17 protein-coding genes are annotated in these 22,215 nt (G+C 66.9%); 10 read left to right on the forward strand and 7 right to left on the reverse strand.

The genetic code is table 11. The features are described from left to right. Positions 1-324: 324 nt before the first annotated feature. The gene (locus GST15_RS02130; protein WP_159015622.1) at positions 325-795 is read left to right on the forward strand and encodes a YehS family protein; all 471 of its coding nucleotides are present in this window, start codon (positions 325-327) and stop codon (positions 793-795) included. A gap of 43 nt (positions 796-838) precedes the next feature. On the opposite strand, the gene GST15_RS02135 is transcribed toward GST15_RS02130, so the two are convergent. Together GST15_RS02135 and GST15_RS02140 are read right to left on the reverse strand one after the other, a co-directional pair. Then, positions 839-1,912: a tetratricopeptide repeat protein gene (locus GST15_RS02135; RefSeq protein WP_159015623.1), complete on the reverse strand. Its 1,074-nt coding sequence runs from the start codon at positions 1,910-1,912 to the stop codon at positions 839-841. Positions 1,913-2,288: 376 nt separating this feature from the next. After that, positions 2,289-2,828, reverse strand: coding sequence for a peroxiredoxin (locus GST15_RS02140; protein ID WP_159015624.1), 540 nt, complete (start codon positions 2,826-2,828; stop codon positions 2,289-2,291). Between the two features lie 417 nt (positions 2,829-3,245). Between GST15_RS02140 and GST15_RS02145 the strand changes: the two genes are divergently transcribed. From GST15_RS02145 to GST15_RS02165, 5 genes are all read left to right on the forward strand, one after another. Next, positions 3,246-4,517, forward strand: a complete 1,272-nt coding sequence (locus GST15_RS02145; RefSeq protein WP_159015625.1) for a hypothetical protein — start codon at positions 3,246-3,248, stop codon at positions 4,515-4,517. A 22-nt stretch (positions 4,518-4,539) separates the two neighbouring features. Next, positions 4,540-5,106, forward strand: coding sequence for a DUF3558 domain-containing protein (locus GST15_RS02150; RefSeq protein WP_159015626.1), 567 nt, complete (start codon positions 4,540-4,542; stop codon positions 5,104-5,106). Positions 5,107-5,122: 16 nt separating this feature from the next. After that, a complete protein-coding gene (locus tag GST15_RS02155; RefSeq protein WP_159015627.1) occupies positions 5,123-6,565 on the forward strand; it encodes a M48 family metalloprotease in 1,443 nt (480 codons plus the stop codon). A gap of 217 nt (positions 6,566-6,782) precedes the next feature. Beyond that, a complete protein-coding gene (locus tag GST15_RS02160; protein ID WP_199268697.1) occupies positions 6,783-8,165 on the forward strand; it encodes an HD-GYP domain-containing protein in 1,383 nt (460 codons plus the stop codon). A 105-nt stretch (positions 8,166-8,270) separates the two neighbouring features. Then, positions 8,271-9,956, forward strand: a complete 1,686-nt coding sequence (locus tag GST15_RS02165; RefSeq protein ID WP_325064766.1) for an ABC1 kinase family protein — start codon at positions 8,271-8,273, stop codon at positions 9,954-9,956. A 6-nt stretch (positions 9,957-9,962) separates the two neighbouring features. Here GST15_RS02165 and GST15_RS02170 read toward each other — a convergent pair whose 3' ends face one another. Continuing rightward, positions 9,963-12,620 carry an EAL domain-containing protein gene (locus tag GST15_RS02170; protein ID WP_159015629.1) on the reverse strand — a complete coding sequence of 886 codons (2,658 nt, stop codon included), beginning with the start codon at positions 12,618-12,620 and terminating at the stop codon, positions 9,963-9,965. Positions 12,621-12,772: 152 nt separating this feature from the next. On the opposite strand from GST15_RS02170, the gene GST15_RS02175 reads away from it, so the two are divergent. Continuing rightward, the gene (locus GST15_RS02175; protein ID WP_159015630.1) at positions 12,773-13,831 is read left to right on the forward strand and encodes an NADH:flavin oxidoreductase/NADH oxidase; all 1,059 of its coding nucleotides are present in this window, start codon (positions 12,773-12,775) and stop codon (positions 13,829-13,831) included. A gap of 95 nt (positions 13,832-13,926) precedes the next feature. On the opposite strand, the gene GST15_RS02180 is transcribed toward GST15_RS02175, so the two are convergent. Further along, the gene (locus tag GST15_RS02180; protein ID WP_159015631.1) at positions 13,927-15,270 is read right to left on the reverse strand and encodes a M48 family metallopeptidase; all 1,344 of its coding nucleotides are present in this window, start codon (positions 15,268-15,270) and stop codon (positions 13,927-13,929) included. Positions 15,271-15,520: 250 nt separating this feature from the next. On the opposite strand from GST15_RS02180, the gene GST15_RS02185 reads away from it, so the two are divergent. Beyond that, complete coding sequence (locus GST15_RS02185; RefSeq protein WP_159015632.1) at positions 15,521-17,638, forward strand: DUF1631 family protein; 2,118 nt, start codon at positions 15,521-15,523, stop codon at positions 17,636-17,638. A gap of 66 nt (positions 17,639-17,704) precedes the next feature. Here the strand turns inward: GST15_RS02185 and GST15_RS02190 are convergent, their stop codons facing one another. After that, positions 17,705-18,523 (reverse strand): class I SAM-dependent methyltransferase, encoded by an 819-nt coding sequence (locus GST15_RS02190; RefSeq protein WP_159015633.1) that lies wholly within the window; start codon positions 18,521-18,523, stop codon positions 17,705-17,707. Positions 18,524-18,756: 233 nt separating this feature from the next. Between GST15_RS02190 and GST15_RS02195 the strand changes: the two genes are divergently transcribed. Then, on the forward strand, positions 18,757-19,527 hold the full coding sequence (locus GST15_RS02195) for a VOC family protein (protein ID WP_159015634.1): 771 nt from the start codon (positions 18,757-18,759) through the stop codon (positions 19,525-19,527). A 25-nt stretch (positions 19,528-19,552) separates the two neighbouring features. Further along, complete coding sequence (locus GST15_RS02200; protein WP_159015635.1) at positions 19,553-20,212, forward strand: glutathione S-transferase family protein; 660 nt, start codon at positions 19,553-19,555, stop codon at positions 20,210-20,212. Positions 20,213-20,214: 2 nt separating this feature from the next. Here the strand turns inward: GST15_RS02200 and GST15_RS02205 are convergent, their stop codons facing one another. Together GST15_RS02205 and GST15_RS02210 are read right to left on the reverse strand one after the other, a co-directional pair. After that, positions 20,215-20,550 carry a GYD domain-containing protein gene (locus tag GST15_RS02205; protein WP_159015636.1) on the reverse strand — a complete coding sequence of 112 codons (336 nt, stop codon included), beginning with the start codon at positions 20,548-20,550 and terminating at the stop codon, positions 20,215-20,217. 242 nt (positions 20,551-20,792) lie between these two features. Further along, a complete protein-coding gene (locus GST15_RS02210) occupies positions 20,793-21,932 on the reverse strand; it encodes a DUF1615 domain-containing protein (RefSeq protein ID WP_159015637.1) in 1,140 nt (379 codons plus the stop codon). Positions 21,933-22,215: the final 283 nt, after the last annotated feature.

The following is a 22,215-nucleotide window of genomic DNA, read 5'->3' on the forward strand; positions in this document are numbered from 1 at the left end:
GGAAGTCGCCGGCGCCGCGGTACCTACGGCATCGGGGCTGGGCGTGCCGGTGCAGGCCAGCAACAGGAGCGGAGCGAGGGCAGCGGGCAGGGCGCGGACGGCAAACGGGATCTGGAACGCAGGCATGGCACACCGTATGGATGAGGTCGAAGCACATCGTTGCGAGTCGCGTTTGGCCATGGTGTGAATACGGACCACGTACCAGGCCACTCGATGGGCGCCGTACAGGAAAGTCGCGGCCCGTTCATGGCGCATGGTTCGTGGAGACCCTCTAGAGTGTGCAGTCCCTCGGCGCCCAGCCGACCCGGCGCAAACGGACAGGCCATGATCAACAACGACGTAATGCGCAGCATCCGTTACATGCTCGACCTCGGCGACAGCAAGGTCGTCGAGATCATCAAGCTGGCCGATGCGGATTTCCCGATCGCGAAGGAGGACGTCCAGGCCTTCCTGAAGAAGGAAGACGACGCGGGCTACGTCGAGTGCAGCGACCGCGTGCTCGCGCATTTCCTCGACGGACTGATCATCCATTACCGCGGCAGGAACGACAGCCTGCCACCGCGACCGGTGGAGAAGCGCATCACCAACAACGTGGTGCTGAAGAAGCTGCGCGTCGCCTTCGAGCTGAAGGATGTCGACATGCACCAGGCCTTCGAGGACGCCGGCTTTGCGGTGTCCAAGCCGGAACTCTCCGCCTTGTTCCGCCAGCCCGACCACAAGCACTTCCGGCTGTGCGGCGACCAGATGCTGCGCAACTTCCTCAAGGGGCTGACGCTGCGGGTGCGGGGCGGCTGAGGCCCGCCGGGCGCGACGCGAATCCTCGCCAGCAGGCGCCTGGCTACTTCAATGGCGGCGCGACCTCATCCGCACCGACTTCACGTTTGGCCTGCTCGCCAAGCTTTCGCAGGCGGTCGCGTTCGGCGCGATACATCGCCTGCGTCTTGCCCTCGCTGAGTGATTGCGCGCTCGCCAGCGCGGAGCGCGCCCGGGTGAAATCGCCGACGCGCTGGTAGAGGCGGGCGAGGGCGGCATAGAAGCGGTGCTCGTCGGGTTTCAGCTGGATCGCGCGCCGCGTGCTCGCGATGGCACGCGGGAAGTTTCCGGCGCGCTCGTAGTCCAGCGCCTGCAGGAACTGCTGCAGGGGATCGCGCTGCTCGACCCGCGACAGGCGCTGCCGGAACTCCACCTCGCGCCGGTCGCCGCGACCGTGCATCAGCTGCACCATGTTGAACAGCGCACTGGCGTCGGCGGGATCCAGCGCCAGCGCCGTGTTGTAGTTGCGTTCGGCGGTGGCGGCGTCACCGTTGTGCAACGCGATCACGCCGGCGTTGCTCCACAGGGTCGCGTAGCGTGGATCCAGCGCCAGCGCCACGCCCATGTCCTTCAATGCGGCGTCCATCCGGCCTTCCAGCAGGCGATCGACGGCCACGTTGTTGTAGTAGTGCGCCAGCAGTCGCTCATGCGACACCCTCACGGGCGGACGCGGCAGGAACACCAGGTCAGCGGCCGGATCCACCGTGTAGCGATGGCCACCGATGTGCACGCCGGCATTGATGTGGTTCTCGCGATAGATCGTTCCCTCGACTTCGCGCCAGGACAGCGTCTCGCCAATCTCCTGCGGATACGCGTCAAGCCCCGCCTCCTTCGCAAGCGCCACCACCAGCAGGGTGAAGGTCAGGCAATTCGCCTTGCGCATGGCATAGGCCTGCGCAACGGTGTAGGTCGCGCTTTCGTCGTAGGCCATCCCCAGGCCGTCCTTGTCATCGATGACGAAGTTGATCAGCCGCTGGAACCGCTGCGTCGGCGACGGATCACCCGCCAGCAACACCGCGTGCACCTGCGCCTTCAACTCCGGCGGCAATGCCATGACCTGGTCCAGCGGGACCGGATCCACGACCACGGGTACGGGCACGGGAATCGGGACAGTTGCCTGGACCGGCTCGACAGCGGATTTGGCGGGCGCCTGGAGCGCCAGTGCAGCAGCAAGTACCCAGCTCAACATTCGAACCCCGGCCCCTATCAACGACCACTGGCCGGCAGTCTAGCGCCGCCCCGGCCGATCGTTGCGACCCGTCGTGCTCGTTTCCGGACGCCCGGTGAAGCGATGCAGGCCACGGGATAACCCGAACTGGACGGCGCGAACGATCAGTCATTCGCCCGCTGGTGGGAGTTGCTGAAGCCGTCGCTCTCCGGCACCCCGCCAGCGTCGTGACGGGGCGTCAGCCGCGGCGGCGGGCCAGGGCCCGCCCTGCGCAAACCCGGGACGTGGTCCAGCAGGATCAGGCTGCCTACTTCTTCAGCGCCTTCACCGCGTCGAGCGTTTCCTTGACGTGCTTGTTCGGATTGAGATCCGAGTACACGTGCACGATCGAGCCCGACGGCGCGATCACGTAGGACGTGCGGTTGGACCATTCGGGCTTCAGGGTCAGGACGGCGTCGTATTGCCCGGCGATCTTCGCGCCCGGATCGGCCGCGACCGGAAACTTGCCGCCGCAGTGCTCGGTTTCCTTCGAGAAGTCAGCCAGTTGGTCGACATTGCCGGCGGTGACGCCGATGACGGTGGCGTCCTGCGCCTTGAACTGGTCGATGGCCTGTGAGAACAGGTGCGCCTCCAGGTTGCAGCCGGCGGTATGGGCGGCCGGGAAGAAGTACACGACCACGGGTCCCTTCTTCAACGCATCGGCGAGCTTGAAGGTGAACGCCTTGCCGGCGAGATAGGCGGGCGCGCTGAAATCGGGCGCCCGGGTGCCGACCTTCAAGGCGGCAAAAGATGGCGATGCGAGGGCGATTGCGCCGATGGCGGCAAGCTTCAGCAGATGGCGTTTCATGACTGTCACTCCTGGGGAATGAGGCCTTATACACCTGCCGCTGGCGCCGGCGGGCCGGTGAGGGGGGTGGGGACGTTCGTCATGGCGGAGACACGGGTTCGGATGCGCGACCACGCCGGCGGCACGCGGGTCGGCTGGGCGCGCGGGAGACCGCAGGAAAAAACCTGGACGGCGTCCGGTCATGCGGACTTTTGGCGTGTGAGACAGGGATCGGTATCGAGGGCGGGCGGCGGGACCATGACCCTGGAATCAGGACAGCATGCTGGTGTTGGCCGTTACTTCCCGGCATCAGGTGGGCAAGCTCCATCGAGAGCAATATCCGCGTGGCGGCCGCCGGCGCCGATACTGGCCTGGGGCCAGGGTCGCCATGACTGAAGCGAATTCGCCGGACGACGTATCCAACAGTGGAGTGGTCGCATGCCAGGTATCCGTAAGAGCCTAGATTCCGTCGCAGGCTGGGTCGTCGTTCTTTCCTGCCTCGGCCTGCCCTCGCTGGCTGCGGCGCAAGCCGGGTGTGGCCACTGGAATGTGAGCAACCAGTGGGCCGCCATCCAGAGCAATGACACGGCGGTGCATTTTTCCCTGCAACAGGACGGAACGGTGCTCAAGGGCAGCGCTTATTACGGCGCCACCCACAAGGGCGACATGTTCAGCGGCGACGACTACTACGTGATCGATGGGTCGGTCGACGGCACGATCAAGGGTGATGACTTCGACGTGACCGTCTACTGGAACAACGGCACGACTGGCGCCTACACCGGCAAGGTCGGCCCGCAGGGGCGGATCGAGGGCAGCACCTACGACAAGCAGCATCCGCAAACCATGGCGATGTGGCACAGCGATGGAACCGCCGAATGCATGGACAACGCGGGCGTGCCCGCGACGACCGCGCCCGCGCCGGCCGCGTCGTCGCTGGGTCTTGCCACTGCCGCCAGGCCGGCAATGGCCTTGGGCCGGGTCGTGCCGCCCGCCAAGCCGCCGGTCGCCCTGGGGCGGGTCGCGCCGTCGGCCAATCCGAATGCCGGCCTGTCGATCTGCGAGGTAGCCAGGTCCGCGCGCGCGCGTAATTCGCCAGCGGCCGCCTCACTGGAAAGGCAATGCGCAGCGCAGCCGGCACCGCCTGCACAGCCCGCGGCGCCGCAGCTCGATGGGGCCTGGCGAAGCGACAAGTCAGCGCGGGGCCAGGTCCTTGCCAGCCAGGATCCGTTGGCCACGGAACTGCGCAATGCGATCCCCGATGGCAAGGCCCGCAACGGCTTCGACTACGGCATGGCCGTGGCCGAAGGCGATACCGCCAATGGACCCGGGAAGCAGGCGATCCAGAACGCGCTGGATCCCGACGAACAATTCGGATTCGGACTCGCCGTGCAGTTCTCGATCGACCGCAATGCCAATGCCGAACTCGCCGCCAAGGGCGCCGCCATTGCCCAGGCCGATCCGGACGTTGCCGCCGTGCGCGATGCCGCCAACGCCCTGGCCCAGGTGGCTGCGCCCGATGCCCCCGCGTTCTACAAACTCGGATTCGACATCGCGACCGGGCTGTTCGGCGATCCCGCACTCGGCGGGGTCGGCAATGCCGCGATGGACCCGGGTTCGCTGAAGATCCGCAACTCCCTCGCACCGGGCCACGAGCAGAGCGGATTCGACGACGCGGCGAGGTTCCAACTGGCACGCAAGGATCGTCGCTGACCGTGCACATCTGGAGCCACCCATGAGCGTGCGTCGCCTTGCATTCGCCTTGATGCTCCTGCTGCCCGCGTTGCAGGCCTGTTCGGGGCCTGCGCCAGTGGCCGCCGGCGCCAGTGTGTCTGCGCCCGACGCGTCGACGGCCGCGCCGTCGCCGGATGCTGCGTCGTCACCAGCTGGGACGACTGCAGGTGTGGATGTCGCGCCAGGCGATCCGCACAGTGCCTGCAACCTGCTCACTGCGGCCGACATGTCGACATTCCTTGGCACCGCGATGGTCGCGGTGGCGAACGACGTAACCCAGGACGTGTCCAGTTGCAGGTACAACCCGGCTGGCGGTCGTGGTCCGAGCGCCGAGTTCACCGTGTCCCGGGGCGATGGTGCTGCGACGCTCAGGGCGGAGAAGGCGATGGCCGGACACGATGCCAGCGCGGACAGCGCCTACCAGGGCATCGGCGACGATGCGGTGGTGCTGGGGCCGGCCGTAACGATCCGTCACGGCGAGGACTTGCTGGTCTTCACGTTGGTGGGTGTCGGGGACGGCCCGGGAACCGTCAGGAAGCTGTTCGACACGGCCAAGGCCAGGATGTGACAAGGCCGGTTTGCCCGTGAGCGAGGCACTGCCGATGCCGGATTCGGCATCGCCACAATTCACCCACGAGGAGCGCGAGTCGTTCTTCGCCAGCATCGCGCGCCATCGCCGGGGGGCAACCTACCTGGGATGGCTGGCCAATGCCTGCGCACTCGTGCTCGCCCTGGTCGTGGCGGTGCTGATGGCGCCCCTGTGTTACGCCATCCTCGGCTTGGCCCTGGATCTCGTGAACCTGGCAATACCGGTGCCCGATCTGATCGGCCGGGTGACCGATGCCATGTCCGGCGTGATCGATGCGCCCGAGGCGATCCGGCCGGGACGCTGGATGGAATTGCTGCTGCTCGCGGCACTGCCCGGCGGCTGCCTGATGCTGCTGATGCTGCGCACGCTTGGACGCCTGATGCGCGAGGCGATGACCAACGATGCCTCGATTTTCGGGGCTCGCCCGCCGAACCCGGCCGTGCTCGCCGAACAACGCTTCGCCAACACCGTCGCCGAAATGGCGATCGCTGCCTCGGTCGTCGCGCCACGGGTCTGGGTGACCGAAACCGACGCGGTCAATGCAGCCGCGTATGGCGCCGACGACGCGCACGCAAACGTCGTGGTCAGCACCGGTCTGCTCGCCGGTGCCAGTCGTGCCGAGCTGCAGGGCGTCGCCGCCCACCTGGTCGGGTCCATCGCCAACGGCGATCTGGGAGTCGGTGCGCGCATGGCGAGCTTGCTGGGCATGTTCGGGCTGATCGCAAGGCTCAGCCAATCGTTGTCGGACCGGGGAGCCGCCCGTCGCCTCGGTCACCTGCTGTTGCGCTCGCTGCGGCCAGGCGCCAGCGCCGCTGATGCACACCTGGCGATGGTCCTGACCAATCCCTTCGATCCGGCGACGCAAACCGGGCACGACCCTCCCGCTGACACCGGCAGGATTCCCTTGCGCACCCTGGCATGGATGCCCGTTGCCGGACCGCTGGTCATCAGCGGTTTCTTCGGCGGCATGCTGTGCAGTTTCCTGCTCGGGCCGCTGCTGTCGCTCGGCTGGCGCCGGCGCAAGTACATGGCCGATGCGATCGCGGTGCAGCTCACCCGCGACCCGGACACGCTCGGGAGCGCCCTGGAAAAAATCCGTGGTGCCACGGTCGACGGTGCATTCGGCGCCTGGATCGCGCACCTGTCGGTCGTCCCGAGCCCGCTGATCGGCGCCCGCAGCATCCTCGGTGGATCCAGCGTGCCGATGTCGCCTTCGCTGGACCGCCGGCTGAAGGCCCTGGGCCTGATGGGTGCGCATGTCGCGCCGCGTGCGGGCAGGGTGCCGCCGCTTTGGGCATGGGTGCTGCTGGCGCCGGTCATCGCGCTGTTGGCAGGGCTGATGTCCGCGGTCGTGTTCGGACTGCTCTATGTCTCGGTCGCACTGTCGGGGCTGTTCACTTGGTTGCCGGCCGTGATCGTGCACGCCCTCTTGCGCTGATCGGCGTCCAGACGCGAATTGACAGCTGGCGACCGCATGCGCGGTGGTGGACACCGCGGGCGTGTCTGTCGTCCGAGGGCGTGCTGGTTCCGCAGTCCAGGGGCTCGTTCGGGAAGACAAGGCCCGGAATCAATGGCTCGTATCGCGACCTGCCGCGCATCCGTGCGCCGAACCACAACGTACAGTCCACAGGTGATCCGCTACGGCCAGGCCATCCATGGAGGATGGCCATCCCCGGGTCCGCAAGGAAGGCATGTCGCAACTCAAGCTCGCCGAACTCATCGGGTCGCTGAGTTACGCGCTGGACCTCACCGAGGGGCAGCCGGCGGGGCATTGCGTGCGCTGCTGCTGGATCGGCATGCACGTGGGGCGGCAGATCGGGCTGCGCGATGAGGAGCTCTGGTCGCTCTACTACACGCTGCTGCTGAAGGACCTGGGTTGCAGCAGCAATGCCGCGCGCATCTGCGAGCTCTACCTGACCGACGACCGCAGCTTCAAGCACGACTTCAAGCGCGTCGGCACCGGGACGCCGCAGGTGCTGGCATTCGTCGTCAGTCGCACCGGGCCACACGCCAGCTGGCGCAAGCGGGTCGGCGCGATCCTCAACATCATGCGCAACGGCGACGCGGTGGCGCAGGAACTGATCCAGACCCGCTGCAGCCGCGGTGCCGACATCGCGCGGCAGTTGCGGTTTCCCGAATCGGTCGCGCAGGGCGTGCACGGGTTGGATGAGCATTTCGACGGCAGCGGCCGGCCGGATGGATTGCAGGGCGGCGCCATTCCGCTGGGCTCGCGCATCGCCTTGCTGGCGCAGGTCGTCGACGTGTTCCATTTCAACGACGGCCCTGCGGCGGCGCTGGCGGAGGCGCGCTCCCGGGCGGGCGACTGGTTCGACCCGGAACTCGTGGATGCCCTCGACGCGGTGGCCGCGACGCCCGACTTCTGGCGGACGCTCGCCAGCGACGAGGTCGAGCGCGCGGTCCAGGCGCTGGAGCCTGGAGGGCACGGCGTCGAGCTTGACGACGACTATCTCGATGCGATCGCCGACGCGTACGGCCAGGTCGTGGATGCCAAGAGCCCGTTCACGGCCGGACACAGCCAGCGTGTCCGCCATTACACCGACCTCGTGGCCAGTGAATTGAATATCGACGAAGCGCGGCGGCGCTGGCTGCGGCGTGCCGCCGTGCTGCACGACGTCGGCAAGCTTGGTGTCAGCAACACGATCCTCGACAAGCCCGCGCGTCTGGACGCAGCCGAATGGGCGGCGGTGCAACTGCATGCGACCTACACCGGCCAGATCCTCGAGCGCATCTCGCCCTTCGCCGAACTCGCGCGGGTGTCGTCCGCGCACCACGAACGCCTAGACGGAACCGGTTATCCGCTGGGACTGTCGGCACACGAGATCGCATTGGAGACGCGCATCATCACCGTCGCCGACATCTTCGACGCGATCACCGCCGAACGTCCGTACCACGCGCCGACACCCATCGCGCAGACGCTGGACATCATGCGCGCGGCAGTCGGACCGGCGATCGATGGCGACTGCTTCGCTGCGCTCGAATGCGTGGTCGCGCGCGAAGCGCAGGGTCCGATGGCCTGAGCTGTTGCCGTGGATGCCGAAGGGTCGGCTGGACGCCCGGCGCGGCGCACCATGGCCTCACGGGCCCCGGTGCTAGGGTGGCGGTCCCGGCGGAGAGCAAGCATGATCTGGGAGACCTTGGCGGCCACGCGTGACCTTGGGCGGCTGCACGACCTGGCCGCGATCCTGATCCGCTACGGATTCGGCGACCTGGTGCATCGCTTCGGGCTGGAAGCCGCATTGGGACGCGCGGGCAGGATCCTGCCGCTGGGCGCAATGGCGGAACTGGCCACGCTGTCGCCGCCGGTACGGGCACGCCGCGTACTGGAGGAGATGGGCCCGAGCTTCGTCAAGCTGGGGCAGGTGCTGGCGACGCGCGTGGACCTGTTCCCACCCGAATGGATCGACGAGTTCGGCAAGCTGCAGGACCAGGCGCCGCCGGTTGCCTGGGAAGCGATCCGGGCACAGATGGCCGAAGACCTCGGCGCGCCACCCGAGGATGTCTTCCTCGCGATCGACCCGCAGGCACTGGCCGCCGCGTCCATCGCGCAGGTGCACCGCGCGCGCTTGCCGGATGGCACCGATGTCGTGGCCAAGGTGCGCCGGCCGGGAATCCGCCCGATCATCGAGGCCGACCTGCGCCTGTTGCATCGCGTGGCCGCGACACTCGATGCGCACTTTCCGGAATTGCGGCGGTTCCATCCGGTCGGTGTGGTCAAGCAGTTCAAGGCCTCGCTGACGCGTGAGCTGGACCTTGCAGCCGAATGCCGCCACGCCGAGCGCATCGCCGCCAGTCTTGCCAAGGGCAACGATGCGGGGATCGTCGTGCCACGCGTGCACTGGGATTACACCGGCGAACGCATGAACGTGCAGGACTTCATCGACGGCATTCCCGTTGCGGACATCACGGCGCTGGATGCAGCCGGAATCGACCGCAAACAGGTCGCACGGCGCGGCGCCGAAGCAGTGCTGAAGATGCTGCTGGAGGATGGTTTCTTCCACGCCGATCCGCATCCGGGCAATGTGTTCGTGCTGCGCGACGGCCGCATCGCATTGATCGATTACGGCATGGTCGGTCGATTGTCGTCCGCGCGTCGCACGCAGGTGCTGGTGCTGCTGCACGCGTTGGTGAACCACCGGGCGGAGACCGTGACCGAGGTGCTGCTCGATTGGACCGGCGAGCCCGGGATCGACGAAGCCCAGTTGGCGGAGGACGTCGACGCATTCGTCGATCGCTACCACGGCATTCCGCTGGGGCAGCTCGACCTGACCCGGATGCTGCTGGAAGTCACCACGCTGTTGCGTGTGCACCAGCTGGCGTTGCCGGCCGACCTGGCGTTGCTGGTCAAGGTGTTCGTGACACTCGAAGGCACCGGACGCAAGCTCGATCCGGACTTCGACATGGCACGCCGCGCCGAGCCATTCCTGCGTCGCGCGATGCGGGCGCGCTTTTCGCCGCGGGCGCTGACGAAGAGCGGCCTGCGCGGACTGTCCGGCATGGCCGGCATGCTCGCCACGCTGCCGCAGGACCTGCGTGGGCTGCTGCGCTCGGTGCGCGGCGGGCAATTCCGGCACCACATCGACATTGGCCACCTGCGCGAGTTCGGCGAGCAGATCGATCATTCCGCGAACCGCCTGACCGTCGGCGTGGTGCTGGCGGCGCTGATCATCGGCTCGTCCATCACCCTGACCGTCAAGGGCGGTCCGACACTGCTCGGATTGCCGTTCTTCGGCTTGCTCGGCTTCGTGGGTGCGGTGATTGCCGCCGTCTGGCTGTTGGTGTCGATCTGGCGCAGTGGCGGGGGAAAGTGACGCGGGTCAGCGCTTGCCCGGCCCATCCGCCGAGGCGACGCCCCTGCGTTCCTGCCGCAGGCCTGGTGGTCGGGGAGATGCACGCCAACCGCGTTGCCACAGATCCTGCAGCGCCGCCGCGGGCAACGGCTTGCTGAAGAGATAGCCCTGCGCGAACTGGCAGCCTTCCGCGCGCAGGAAGTCGATTTGTTCATCGCGTTCCACGCCTTCGGCGATGGCATCCAGGCCAAGGCTGCGCGCCAGCTCGATGACCGTGCGACAGATGGCCTCGTCGTTGGAATCGCGACCGATCTCGCGCACGAACGACTGGTCGATCTTCAGCCGGTCGACCGGAAGGCGCTTGACGTAGGCCAGGCTCGAATGGCCGATGCCGAAGTCGTCGATCGAGATCTTGACGCCCCTGTCGTGCAGTTCGCGCAACACCGCGATGGCCTTCTCCGGCTCGCGCATGATGGTCGACTCGGTGATTTCAAGCTCCAGTCGCCCGGCTGCAAGCCCTGCCTCCCGCAGCACATCAGCGACGAGCGTCGGCAGGACGTCGCGCTCGATCTGCTGCACCGACAGGTTCACCGCCATGGACGGCACGAACAGCCCGGCGTCCTGCCATGCGGCCATCTGCCGGCAGGCTTCGCGCAGCACCCATGCGCCGATCTCGTCGATGAGTCCGAGTTCCTCGGCCAGCGGGATGAACCGGCCCGGTGGCACCGACCCCAGCTCCGGATGGTTCCAGCGCGCCAGTGCTTCCACGCCGATCAGCTTGCCGCTGGCCAGGTCCACCTGCGGTTGGTAATGCAGCAGCAGTTGCCCGAGTGCGACGGCGCTGCGCAAGGCCGTCTCCAGCGCCACGCGATCCTGTGCGCCAGCGGACAACGCGGACGCGAAGACGCGGTAGTTGTTGTATCCGATGCCCTTGGCCTCGTACAGCGCCAGGTCGGCGTGCTTGAGCAACGTATCGGCATCCGCTCCGTCATCGGGAAACACGCTGATGCCGACGCTGGCGGTGACGACGACGGCGTGCGGCGTCGCCGTGAGCGGGTCCGAGAACAGCTGCAGCAGTTGTTGCGCCTTCGCCGAGGCCTGGCTGGTGCTGGTGTTGCACAGGACCAGGACGAACTCATCACCGCCAATCCGCGCGAGGAAGTCGTCGCGCCCTGCCAGTGATCCGATCCGTCTTGCCGCCGTGCGCAGCAACTCGTCGCCAAGCGTGTGCCCCAGCGTGTCGTTGACGTTGCGGAACCGATCCAGGTCGATCGAGACGATCGCCAGCCGGGTGCCGTCGGTGCGCGCGCGATCGATGGCCTCGGTGAGTCGCAGCTGCAGCATCGCGCGATTGCCAAGGCCGGTGAGCGTGTCATGCAGCGCGAGGAAACCGAGCTCGGCCTCGTGCTCCCGCGCCTGGGTGATATCGCTCCACGTCCCGACGATCTGCGTGGTTTCGCCATCGATCGTGTCGGCGACCCGCAACTCCTCGTGGATGTGACGCGTCCTGCCAGCGGCGTCGATGAAACGATAGGTCTGCGTCAGTTGCCCGCGATAGGCGAGCTGGCCCAGGTTGGACATCGCACTGTCGCGGTCGTCGGGGTGCAGGTGCGCAGCCCACCAGCCCGGCTGGCGCGCGTCCTGCGGCGGATATCCCAACACGCGCTGGATGTTGGGGCTCACCCACTGGGGCGCGAACTCGCGGCTGCGACCCTGCAGCAGGAACAGCACGACCGGGCTGGCCGCGATCACCTGGTCCAGGCGCCGGTTGGCGCGCTGCAGGTCGATGGTCTTCCTGCGGACTTCCCAGCGCGACAGCACGCCGAAGCCCAGCAGCAGCAGCGCCAGCGTCGCCATGCCCAGCAGCGTGTACCGGAGCCAGCGCGGGATGATCGTCACCGGTTCGGGCGCCATTGCGTTGCGGATGGCAGCGAAATACACCGAGTCCGGATCCTGTCGCCACCGGGTCAGGTAATGATCGATGCGCGCCAGGAGCTCGGGATTGCGCCCCTTGGCGGTGGCGAAGTAGAGACTGACCGGTTCGAACATGATCGGCGTCTCGACCAGCCCATAACGACGCGCTTGGCCAGCACCGAAGAAGGCGTTGCTCACCACCGCGTCGGTGCGCCCGTCGCGCGTGGCCTGGAAACCCTCAGGGAAGCTGTTCACCAGCACGGGGGTAAAGGGCAGGGCGCTTCCAGCCATCAGCTGCACCAGGTACTGGTGTTGGATACCGTTGCGCAGGATGGCGATGCGCCGGTGCGCGAGGTCCGCGACCGAACGGATGTCCACCTGCGGGCGCCGGTACACCTGGGACCAGCTGTGGGCGGCGGCGATCCTGTGGAAATCGAACTGGCGCGCGCGCTCCTCGCTATAGGCGACATCGGGCATCAGGTCGATGCGGCCATCACGCAGGTACTGCAGGCAGTCCGACCATGCGCAATGCACGAAGCGCAGCGACCAGTGCTCGCGCGAGGCGATGGGCTGCAACAGGTCCACGAACAATCCTGCCGGCTTGCCGTTGCCGTCCAAGTAGATCTTGGGCGGGTTGTCGTACAGGCCGACGGTGACCGTGCGCTCCGATGCCGATCCACGGAGCGGAAGGAATGGGCGGCCGAGAAAGAGGAGCAACGCCAGGCCAAGCAACAGGATCACGGCGACGCTCGGGCGCAGGCGCAACTTCATTCGAGCGACCTCGGGCGCAGTTCGGCCCTAAGCTATGCCGTGCACGCTCGAGACGCAAGGTGAAGGGCCGTGAGCTGGCTCGACGCTGCCGCTGTCTTGGCGGCCGCAGCGCAATGCAGCAACATGACGCGATCGACCACGATGGATGCGCCATGCGACTTTTCGAGCCACTGGCATTTGGCGACGTCACCCTGCGCAACCGCATCGCGGTGTCGCCAATGTGCGAATACTCCGCCGTCGATGGCGTGCCGAACGACTGGCACCTGGTGCACCTGGGCAGTCGCGCGGTCGGTGGCGCCGGCCTGGTCTTCACCGAGGCAACGGCAGTGTCGCCGGAGGGACGCATTTCCCTGGGCGATACGGGCTTGTGGAACGACGTGCAACGCGACGCCTGGGGGCGCATCGTGCAGTTCATCGCATCGCAGGGCGCGGTGCCGGGCATCCAGCTGGCGCATGCCGGTCGCAAGGCCAGTACGGATGTGCCCTGGCGCGGTGGCAAGCCGCTGGCGGCCGGGCAGGGCGCCTGGACGACGCTGGCACCCAGTGCGATTGCATTCGACGTCGGCTACCCGGTCCCGGTTGCACTGGAGCCGGCAGGAATCGACAAGGTGATCGCGGACTTCGTTGCCGCGACCGTGCGTGCGCGCGAGGCGGGCTTCCGCGTGATCGAACTGCACGCGGCGCATGGTTACCTGTTGCACGAATTCCTTTCTCCGCTCTCCAACCGGCGCGACGACCACCATGGTGATTCGCTGGCGAACCGCGCGCGCCTGCTGCGAATGGTCGTGGCGGCGGTGCGCTCGCAATGGCCGGCGCCGTTGCCGCTGTTCGTGCGCGTATCGGCGACGGACTGGTCGGAAGGCGGCTGGGATATCGACGAATGCGTCGAACTCGCGCGCTGGCTCAGGCAGGACGGCGTCGACCTGATCGATTGTTCGTCCGGCGGCAATGTCCCGCACGCCAGGATTCCGGTTGGCCCCGGTTACCAGGTGCCGTTCGCGGCGCGCATCCGGCACGACGCCGGCATCGCGACCGGCGCGGTCGGGCTGATCACCGATGCCCGCCAGGCCGAGTCGATCCTGGAGCGCGGCGAGGCGGACCTGATCCTGATGGCGCGCGAATCGCTGCGCGATCCGTATTTCCCGCGGCGCGCTGCTGCCGAGCTCGGCGTCCGCATCGCGGTGCCCGAGCAATACCAACGATCCTGGTAGCGCGTCAGGCCGCCGGCGGCACGATCAGAATGGAAGCGCGGGTCGCGCCAGGCCGCATTCCCTGTTCGAACGACCCGCCTTGCCAACCGTCGCGATCAGTGCCCGCCAGCGGCGAGCGCTGCGTCCTCGGCACGGATGTCGGCATCACCGATGTGCTCGGCCTTCCACACCATGGAGCGATGGATGCGGTTCCAGCCGCTCGGGTGGTCGAAGAACACGAATTCCTCCACCGCCCCCGGATGCATCTTGCGGTATTCGGACAGCTGCACGGCCGCTTGTGCGAAGCCGTCGGGCTGGCGTGCGGCGTTGAGTCCGAACGCATCGGCCTCCGCTTCGGCGCTGCGGGTCATGGTGTTGTTCAAGGGCGTCATGAAGAACATGACGATCGCGAGCAGCGATACCAGCACCGGCAGGCCGGCCACGTCGTCGACGCCGCGGATGCCCCATCGCTGCCCCCAGCGACGCTCCACCTTGCCGAAACCCCACTGCACCAGTGCAAAGGCGAAGGCGATCATGACGGCGAAGAACAACAGGCCCTTGTAGACGTGGTTCAGGACGTAATGCCCCATCTCGTGGCCGAGCACGGCCTTGATCTCGCTGGGCGTGCTGCGGTTCATCAGGTTGTCGTTGAGGCTGATGCGGGTGGTGTTGAACATGCCGCTGACGTTGGCGCTGATGCGCTTGCTCTGCCTGGACGCATCGAACCAGTACACGTCGGTTGCGGGGATCTGGTTGGCGCGCGCCATCGACAGGATCTGCGCCTTGAGCGGCGTCTCCGGCAGCGATTTGTAGGTGTTGAACAGCGGCGCGATGTACACCGGCGCAATGGTGGCGACCAGCATGACGAACACGATCGCCGCGCCCGCGCCCCACAGCCACCAGCTCCGGGTGGCCTTGCGGATCACGGCATAGATGCCGACCAGCGCAAGCGTGCCCAGGACCAGCGTGACCAGCAGCATCCTGGACTGGTCGCCCGCCCACTGCCCAGGGTTCTGGGTGGACAGGCCGTATGCGTGCTCGCGCAGGTAGTCCCTGTAGATCGACCAGGGCAAGGTGAGCAGCGTCGTGACCAGGATGTACTGCACGGCGTAGATCGCCGTCTGCAGCCAGCGCATTCGCGTCATCCGCTCGGCGAGGTCGCGCATGCGCGTGGACAGTCGCGTGCCAAGCAGCAACCAGGCGACGCCGAGCACCCACAACAGGTCCCACAGCGTCAGCCAGTAACCGCCCTCGAAGTAAGCATCCGAATTGGCGCGCTGCTGCGGTGAGAGCTGCGCCATGTAGCGGGCGGTATTCGCCTCCACGTCGAAGGACGCCGCGGTCGGCGAAGTGGATGCGGCCTGCGTGGCCTGCGTTGTTGGCGCGATTGGCGCGGCGTGGGCGACGGTCGCACCGAAGGCCAGGACGGCCGCGAGCAGGATCGCGAAAGCAGGTTTCATGGACGTCTCCCCAAGAGAATCGTCAACCTACCGGATCGGTAACGATCCCGCAGCCAGCAACCCATCTGGACGGGTTGGCATGTGACGCCCAGCGTTATCGATTGCCGTTCAGCGCCAATAAGTGACGCATGGCGCAATTCGGAAAAGTGGGTTCCGGATTCGACAACCTGAATGGGTCATTCATGGGATAACGGCGCGGACGGGGGTCAACGGGGCTTTCTCAATGGACGCGCTGTTCGCAACGACATCAGTGAAACCCGGCGCCAGCCAGCTTTTCGCCGAGATGCAGAAGGCCACGATCGAACGCCTTGGCGCGGCGATGGAAGTCGTGATGCGCCAGGCCGACGACTATCTGTTCGATCGGACGACCCAGGCCGCCGAGGGAGCCGAGCTGACGGCCCTGCGCGACCTCCGGCGCGCCCGCGCGCAACTTCGACAGACGTTCGAGGCTTCCGTCGTTGCCGCCTTCCAGCGGTTGCAGGGTGGGCCGTTGTCGGCCGATCCGGTCAAGCGGGAGTTGTTCCTGTTGTCCGAGGACGCCCTCGAGGAGCAACTGGCTTCGGAACAGATGCTGGACAACCTGCTTCGACGGCACGCGCCGGCACTGGACATGCTCGACCAGCGCATCGCCGTGCTCGCCGACCGATCGGTGCTGGCAGCCGGCGAAAACCCCGCCGGGCCCGCCTCGATCGCGCAGGCCCTGCGCGATGCGCTGGGAGCCGTCGAGCTGTCCACCTCGCTGCGGATCGCGCTGTACAAATTCATGGAGCGGGAACTGGCGACCGCACTGACGCCGCTCTACGACCAGATCAACGCACGCCTCGGCGATGCCGGGATCCTGCCGCGTCTCCTGCCGCCAGCGCCGGTCGAATCCAATGTCGCCAGGCCGGACGCGCAGGCAACGCGCAGCGATGGCGACATCGCCGCCGCGGCGGAAACGCCGACCGACCACGCGCTGTTCTCCAGCCTGATCGGTATGTTGCAGTCCTGGCGCCAGCACATGATGCCCGCCGGCGCCGACATCCGGCAGCCCAGTGCCCAGCTCGGCGTGCCGCAGTTGATGTCCGCCTTGTCATTGCTGCAGAGCGAGCCGCAGGGGATGCTCGACCAGGCCGTCGGCGATGCGCGCCTGTCCCTTGCCGACCTGTTGCGCAAGGAAGTGCTGGCCGGTGCGCGTCGACTCGGAATGGGCGGCGAGGACCTGAATCTGTCCGCCGTGCAGGAAGACGCGGTCGACCTGGTCGGCATGTTGTTCGACGTGCTGCTCGACGAGCGCGACTTCCAGCCCGACGTGCGCCGAAAGATCGGCCGAATGCTGGTGCCCTACGTCAAGGTGGCGGTGACGGATCGCCGGATGTTCGTCTACAAGGGACATCCGGCGCGACGTTTCCTCAATGCGGTCGCCGAGGCCTGCGAGGGCAATCACGGCGATGTTCCCCAGGAGCGCGAGTTGCTGGATCACGTCAACGCGTCCATCGACCGCCTCGTTGCCGAGTTCGCCGAGGACGTCGCGATTTTTGAAACGCTGGAGCAGGAGTTGCGCTCCTTCATGACCCAGCATCGCCAGCGCATCGAGATCGCCGAGCGTCGCGCGGCGGAGACGCAACGCGGGCGCGAGCGGCTCGCAGCGTCGCGCGAACGTGCGGCTGCGGACGTCTGCTCGCACCGCGGCGCACGCGAGTTGCCGCCGATGCTCAACGACCTGCTGTCCGGCTACGCCACGCATCACCTGACCCAACTGGGTTTGCGCGGCGGACCCGAGTCCGACCCGTATGTGCGATCGATCGGCACGATCGATGGCCTGATGGCGACCTTCGATGCCGCCAGCAGTCAGGTGCCGGTCGCCGAATTGCCTGCGCTCGACAGGACCGGTTTGACACAGATGCTCGCCAGCTCGGGGTGTGTCGGCACGGCGGCCGATGAGGCCATCGACACGATCCATCGCAGCCTGTGCCAGATCGCTGACGTGGCGACTGGGGACGTCGAGCCTGCGCAACTGCCGATGCCGGCTCCGATCATCCCGCGCGCCGAGGTCGCGCCACCCGTGCTTGCGGTCGTTGGCGGCCACGCGAGCCTGGACTTCGACCCCGAAATGGCCGAGCGCATGCGGGCGCTGGAGATCGGTACCTGGCTGCAGCTCACCGGCGAGTCCGGACGCACCGAGCCGGCAAAGGTGTCCTGGGTCAGCCCGATTTCGTCGCGGTTCCTGTTCGTCAACCGGCGTGGGGCCCGCGTGCTGGTCGCGTCGGCGGAGGAGTTGGCGGCGATGGAGAAAATCGGCCGCGTGCAGTTGCGGCCGGCGGGCAGTGCATTCGACGACGCGTTGCAGCAGATGATGGGACGAATGCAAAACAAGATCGCTGCCTGAGGTGGCGATCACTGGCAGGGGCAGGTCGTTCCTGTCCCTGTTTTTTCCGGCGGGCCGATCCGCGGCTCAGCGTTCCACGACGATGACATGCGCCTGGATCCTGCCTTCCACGGCGCCCGTCCCGAACCGCCGGGCCAGTGCTTGCGTCGCGGCATCGGTCGCTTCATCAAGCCGCGCGGGATCGCGGGCCTCGATTTCGCTGCGCAGCGGCGTGCCCTGGCAGTAGGCGAGGGCGACCATCCGCGCGGATGCGGCGCGGCTGCGCACCGCGATGGTGTCGACCTGCGGCGGCATCGCGAAACCAGCGCTCTCCAGGTCGCGAACGATGGCCCGAGTATCGAAATAGCCGTGCGCCACGCGCGCCATGAATCGCGGTGGATCGTGGGGGAACATGGACTCCAGCGCCTGCGTCACGACATCGGGGAACTCGTTTTCCTCGATCCGATCCCACACGTTGAAGGCGAACACGCCGCCCGGCGCCAGCACGCGGCGCACTTCGGCAAAAGCCTTCACCTTGTCCGGAAAGAACATCGCCCCGAACTGGCACGCCACGCAATCGAACGACGCATCCGCGAACGGCAACTGCATCGCGTCCGCCTGGCGCCATCGCACGGGGCGCGCGGTTCCCAGCGATTCCGCCATCGCCAGCATCGGCGCGTTGAGGTCCGTGGCGATGATGGATGCCGCATCGGGCAGGCGCATCGCCAGCTGTCGCGTGAGGACGCCAGTGCCGGCCGCAATCTCCAGCACGCGCCCGACCGGGCGCGAGGCCACGCGCGTCGCCAGGTCGTGGGCATAGGGCTCGAAGATCAAAGGCACCATGTAACGCTCGTACAGCGGCGGGATCGAGCCGTCGAACGCCCGGTCGATGTCAGGGTTGCCCATTGCGCGGCCTCCTGTCGGGTTGCGCTGCGCACGATGCCACACGGTCGGTCCAGATGCCGTGGCTGGACAGCAGTCATCCACGACCTGCTGTCCCAACGGCGCTGAGCCAGTGCCAAGCGCGACCAGTGGCTGACGCCGGCTTCAACAGGCCATGCCGACAATGTTCGCCTGGCGCCTGTACTTCGGTCCCAGTAATTGAACCATCCACCACCCCATTGCCCAGGAGACGGCCCATGTCCGACAACTTCATCTGGTACGAACTGATGACCACCGATGTCGAAGCCGCCAAGGCGTTCTATGGCGCCGTGGTCGGCTGGACCCTGTCCGAGGGCGGCAAGCCCGGAATGCCATACACGGTGGTGTCCGCAGGCGAGCGTGGCGTCGGCGGCATCATGGCCTTGTCCGCCGAAGCACTGGCTGGTGGTGCACGGCCCGCATGGATGGGCTATATCGGCGTCGGCGACACCGATGCCACGGCCAAGCGCATCGCCGATGCCGGCGGTCACATCCTGCGTGCGCCGGCCGACATTCCCGACGTCGGGCGTTTTGCCGTGGTCGCCGACCCGGGCGGTGCCGCGTTCATGCTGCTGACGCCGCTGCCGCGCGATGAGGTGCCGCCACCTGCCGAACCCGGAACGCCAGGCACGTTCGGGTGGAACGAGCTGTATGCCGGCAATGGGGAGGAAGCCGCATTCGCGTTCTATTCGCAGCAATTCGGCTGGGCGACCGACGACCTGATGGACATGGGCGCGATGGGCAAGTACCGCCTCTTCTCAATCGATGGCGTCCAGTGCGGTGGCATGATGGACAAGCCCGCCGATGTCCCCGCCGGGGCGTGGGCGTTCTACATCAACGTGGATGGGATCGATGCGGTCGTGGCGAGCATCGACGCCAATGGAGGCAAGGTGCTGATGGGGCCGCACGAAGTTCCCGGCGGTCGATGGATCATCCAGGGCACCGATCCGCAGGGCGCGCATTTTGCCGTCGTGTCGCCGCGCCGCTGATCGGCAAGCCAGGAATCCGACGACGATGCCACTGCAACTGTATGCCCATCCATTTTCGTCCTACTGCCAGAAGGTCCTGACCGCGCTCTACGAGAACGGGACGCCGTTCGAGCTGCAGCTGCTCGATGGTCCGGACAGCGGGCCCATGCGCGAGCTGTCGGCGCGATGGCCGATGAAGCGGTTTCCGATGCTCGTGGACGATGGGCGCATGGTCGTGGAGGCCAGCTGCATCATCGAATACCTGCAGGCGCATCATCCCGGCCCGGTCCGGTTGATCCCCGATCAAGCCGACGCCGCGCTTGAAGTGCGGATGATGGATCGCTTCTTCGACAACTACATTTCGACGCCGCAGCAGAAAGTGGTGGCCGACAGGCTCCGGCCGGAGGCCGTGCGCGACCCGCACGGTGTGGCGGAGGCGCGCCGCATGCTCGACACCGCCTATGGCTGGCTCGACGCGCTCATGGCCGACAGGCAATGGGCGGCGGGCGAGGACTTCAGCCTTGCCGATTGCGCCGCCGCTCCGTTCCTGTTCTATGCCGACTGGACCCATCCAATCGGCGATGCCTTCCCCAACGTCAAGGCGTATCGGCGCCGTCTGCTGGCCCGACCATCGTTTGCCCGCGCCGTCGATGAAGCACGGCCGTATCGCGGATATTTCCCGCTCGGTGCGCCCGATCGGGATTGAGGCTAGCTGCTGGCCCCAGCCGACCTGAAGCTCTTTGCGGCAGCGCCTGCGTTGGCGAAGGCAGTCTTCATGTCGGCCGATGACATCGCCAAGGTGGTCTTCACGTGGTCCACGCCGCCCGAAGCCGCCGCCGCGATCGAGGTCGCCGCCACCCCTTCGATCGGCCCCTCGGAAATGACCATGAAGTCGTACTCGCCGAAGGTCATGTAGTAGGCGAGCAGCTTGCCTCCGGATTGCGCGAACAATTTGCCGACGGTTCCGGCGCGGTCTTCCGGCTTGGCCAGCATGCCGCGCACGGCGTCCAGCGTGAAGCGGCCCTGGGTGATGAACAGCGGCATGTCCGTCTCTCCTGCATGGGGAACGCGACGATGTCACGCTGCCTCGCCGAGACATTGACGCTGATCAACAGTTGAACGCCGCGGGCCGGGAGCGGTGCGTCACTTCCCCGGATCGCGTCGCTGCCGACGTCTGCATCACCCCGGGTCACTTTCCTGCATTGCCCTCCGCCCAGAGGCCGCATGGACGAGAACACCGGGAAGAGTGAGCGCGGGTACGCGCCAGTCGGGAATGCCGCGGGTCGTCAGGGTCCGGATGCCTTGGCCAGGCAACGACGGTATCGGCCATCGACGGCGTTTGCGAACCATTGCGTCGTCAGCTTGCGCGTGATCTTCGGGCTGTCGAGGGTGATGCGCGGCAGGATGGCGCGCGGCAGCCGGTGGTGCGCCTGTTGCTCCGCCAATGCGAATACCGCTTCGTACAGGCGTGAGTGTTCGAACTTTTCCGTCTCGCCCGTTTGCAGCACGCGGTGGATCTGCGCCGGCGTCACCTGCAGCGGTCCGGCCAGCGACCGCACCGCCATCTCGGTTGCACCGGGCGCACTGTCGCTGCCGGACCCATAGGCGACGAGATCGCCATCGATCGGGATATGGATGCCTGAGGCGAGCTGCAGTGCCTGTTGGAAGGCGGCATTGCGACTGGCGTAGAAACCGGCGTTGTAGTCGGCGAACCGGTACAGCGCCTTCTGGTAGGACGTCGGGTAATCGAGCAGGTGCGCGACACCGTAGTAGAGCCCGCCGCGGCGCGTGAATACTTCATGGCGGATGGTCGACTGGGTCGGGTACGGATAGTCGTGCGCACGCGCGTACTGTTCGGCGAAAGCGATGCTGACCTGCATCGGGCCGCCGGTGCGCACGGGATTGGCGCCACCGAGCAGGCGCCTGCCCAGCGGTACGGATCCGATGAAATCGTCGTAGAGGTGGCTCAGGTCCTGTTCCGTGCGCACCGTCGCCAGGCGTTGCTCATAGCTCCTGCCGTCAGGCGACGAGATCAGCAGTGCACCACGCACGACGAAAGCCGGGATGGCGTGCTGCGCGGCACGGCGTTCGATTTCGGCAAGCGCGATTTTCGGCAGGCCGGGCACGGCGGGATCGACGCGGAAACCGGACTCCTGCTCGGTGATCGCCAGCGCCGCGCAGAGGTTGCGCGTCGTGGGCTCGACGCCCAGCGACGCAAGGGCGGCATACAGGTCGCTCGACCAGCCCTTTCGGTCCGCGAGCCCGGCAGGCAGCAGGCGCAGGATCTGCGCGCGCACCTCGGCCGGACTGCGCACGGCCTTTGGCCCCGAGCAGCCGGCCAGTCCGAGGATCGCGCCGAGAACGCAGCCGAAGCCGGCCCTTGCAAGCGTGTCACGGCGCGGTCGATGGGTCGTCGGCAAGGGCATGTGCGATGCAATGGCATCGGTGGGCGGGTGATGTAGAGACAAGTTGCGCGCGCTTGTTGTCGAGTCAGGATCGACACCATGGACATTGAATGCGCCCATGGCAAGGCGTGCAGTCGCAAGCTGCACCGTCGAGTCCGCGGATGGTTTTCCAGCAGGGGTGTCCGCATCGCGTCACACAGATCGTTGGCCAATGGGTCGACGCCAGCCCAATCCAATCGCTGCTGTCGATGAATGCGCACGGCGCTCGCTTTCCTCAACAGGCCCCTGCCTTGGGCGATGCATC

It is taken from the genome of Cognatiluteimonas profundi (assembly GCF_009792795.1).
Lineage (GTDB): Bacteria > Pseudomonadota > Gammaproteobacteria > Xanthomonadales > Xanthomonadaceae > Cognatiluteimonas > Cognatiluteimonas profundi.

Bases quoted from the DNA above. Each gene is read 5' to 3' on its own strand.
- GST15_RS02145 (WP_159015625.1), top strand. From the start codon at position 3,246: ATGCCAGGTATCCGTAAGAGCCTAGATTCCGTCGCAGGCTGGGTCGTC.
- GST15_RS02200 (WP_159015635.1), top strand. From the start codon at position 19,553: ATGCCACTGCAACTGTATGCCCATCCATTTTCGTCCTACTGCCAGAAG.
- GST15_RS02160 (WP_199268697.1), top strand. From the start codon at position 6,783: ATGGAGGATGGCCATCCCCGGGTCCGCAAGGAAGGCATGTCGCAACTC.
- GST15_RS02170 (WP_159015629.1), bottom strand. From the start codon at position 12,620: ATGAAGTTGCGCCTGCGCCCGAGCGTCGCCGTGATCCTGTTGCTTGGC.
- GST15_RS02175 (WP_159015630.1), top strand. From the start codon at position 12,773: ATGCGACTTTTCGAGCCACTGGCATTTGGCGACGTCACCCTGCGCAAC.
- GST15_RS02195 (WP_159015634.1), top strand. From the start codon at position 18,757: ATGTCCGACAACTTCATCTGGTACGAACTGATGACCACCGATGTCGAA.
- GST15_RS02190 (WP_159015633.1), bottom strand. From the start codon at position 18,523: ATGGGCAACCCTGACATCGACCGGGCGTTCGACGGCTCGATCCCGCCG.
- GST15_RS02150 (WP_159015626.1), top strand. From the start codon at position 4,540: ATGAGCGTGCGTCGCCTTGCATTCGCCTTGATGCTCCTGCTGCCCGCG.
- GST15_RS02140 (WP_159015624.1), bottom strand. From the start codon at position 2,828: ATGAAACGCCATCTGCTGAAGCTTGCCGCCATCGGCGCAATCGCCCTC.
- GST15_RS02210 (WP_159015637.1), bottom strand. From the start codon at position 21,932: ATGCCCTTGCCGACGACCCATCGACCGCGCCGTGACACGCTTGCAAGG.
- GST15_RS02205 (WP_159015636.1), bottom strand. From the start codon at position 20,550: ATGCCGCTGTTCATCACCCAGGGCCGCTTCACGCTGGACGCCGTGCGC.
- GST15_RS02180 (WP_159015631.1), bottom strand. From the start codon at position 15,270: ATGAAACCTGCTTTCGCGATCCTGCTCGCGGCCGTCCTGGCCTTCGGT.
- GST15_RS02130 (WP_159015622.1), top strand. From the start codon at position 325: ATGATCAACAACGACGTAATGCGCAGCATCCGTTACATGCTCGACCTC.